Source organism: Leisingera sp. F5, from assembly GCF_001593695.1.
Window position 1 is genome coordinate 1 of sequence record NZ_LUKH01000831.1, and the last position, 1,600, is coordinate 1,600.

Genomic DNA, 1,600 nt, shown 5'->3' on the forward strand with positions numbered 1-1,600 from the left:
ACGATCCCGACCAGCTGGCTGTCCGCGGCCAGCAGCTCGCTTTCGGCAATATCCGCAGTGATTTCATGCAGGCAAACCACTGCAAAGGTGGGCGAGGGCTCCTCCGCCCGGCCGAACGCCAGGGTTCCCTCACATAAGGAAACCGCACGGGTGATCGAATTCACCAGCTTCGGAGCCAGCCGGCGAACCAGGGGGTCCTCGCTCATCTCGATACGGTCGGTGAACAGCTGCGCCGAGGTCAGGATGTTGCGCAGATCATGGCTCACCTTGGCGACCGCGCCGCCCAGCTGGGCCAGCCGCTCGCGCTGCTTCAGCGCATGTGTCAGCTCGGTCTGCAACTGCATCAGCGCCTCTTCGGCCTCGCGCAGTTCCACCACGCTGGAATTTGGGTGGATGATGCCGCGCGCATCTTCCGGTGCCGCCGCATAGCGCTGCATATAGCCAACGACGCTCTTGATCGGTTTCACCAGCACAATCCGCACCGCAACGAACAGCAGCAGCGCGGTGAAAATGGAGATCACCGCCGACAGGATCAGGATCCGCACCCCGTAGTCGATCATCGCCGCCCGCAGCGGCGCGGTTTCCATGGTGACCTCGATCAGCAGGCCCGCATCGCGCACCGGCGCGCCGATCACCCGGATGATCTCATTCTCCCGACGGATCAGCCGCATCATCGCATCCTTGATCAGCATCATCGCGCCTGCCATGCGCAGATCATAGGTGCCGGTGATCTGCCGCGGGATCGGCGAGGCCAGCATCAGCTGGCGGATCTCGTCCCGGCGCAGAACAACGTTGTAGACACCGGCATTCTCCAGAAGTTCCGCTTCCAGCTCTGTCTCCAGCATGTCGTCGGCCAGAAGCGCCAGCGAGGCGATCTGCGCCCGCTGCAGCCGGTCGGCCAGGTAATCCTCGCGGAACCGCGCAATCGAGGGCACAAAGATCAGCACCTCGGCCAGCATCACAAAGACCGTGGTCAGGATCAGAAATCTGCCCGAAAGCGTGTTGAGCATCCCGCCGCCCTTACCTCAAGGTATCCAGCGCTGAACAAAGCGCACTGCGCGTTTCACAAAACCGCTCTCAAACAGCCGCGGGGAGAAATAGGCCCCTGCCACCCGTTTGTTAAGCTCGCTGAAGGAGGGGTAAGGCGCAACCATGGCTGCAATCTGGCTCATTTTCAGACGGTTGGCCAGCGCCATCGACCACAGGCTGATCAATTCGCCCGCCTGATGGCCTGCGATCGTGGCCCCCACGGGACGGCCCATGAACACCATCACCTTTATAAAACCTTTGGTCTTTCGTTCAGCAATGGCGCGGTCGTTGTGATGGTAGTCGAACCGGGCCACCTCCAGTTTGACGCCGTAGATATCCCGCGCCTGCGCTTCGGTCAGGCCAACCTGGGCCAGTTCCGGGTCGGTATAGGAGGCCCAGGGGATATGGCTGATCTTGGCCTTGGACGGCAGGCCGAACAGCGCCGAGCGGATGATAATGCCTGCGTGATAGCCAGCTACATGGGTGAACTGCAGCCCGCCGGCCACATCGCCGATGGCATAGACCTGTCTGTTGGTGGTCAGCAGGCTGTCGTCTACTTTGATGCCGTTGC

1 protein-coding gene and 1 pseudogene are annotated in these 1,600 nt (G+C 61.8%); both read right to left on the minus strand.

Annotated elements, in window-relative coordinates; translation table 11 throughout:
* Positions 1–1,010: histidine kinase dimerization/phospho-acceptor domain-containing protein (locus A2I95_RS36495; protein WP_291737383.1), on the minus strand; the 1,010-nt coding region annotated here is incomplete at its 3' end.
* 15 nt (positions 1,011–1,025) lie between these two features.
* Positions 1,026–1,600: pseudogene (locus A2I95_RS36500) on the minus strand (dihydrolipoamide dehydrogenase); the annotation flags it as partial.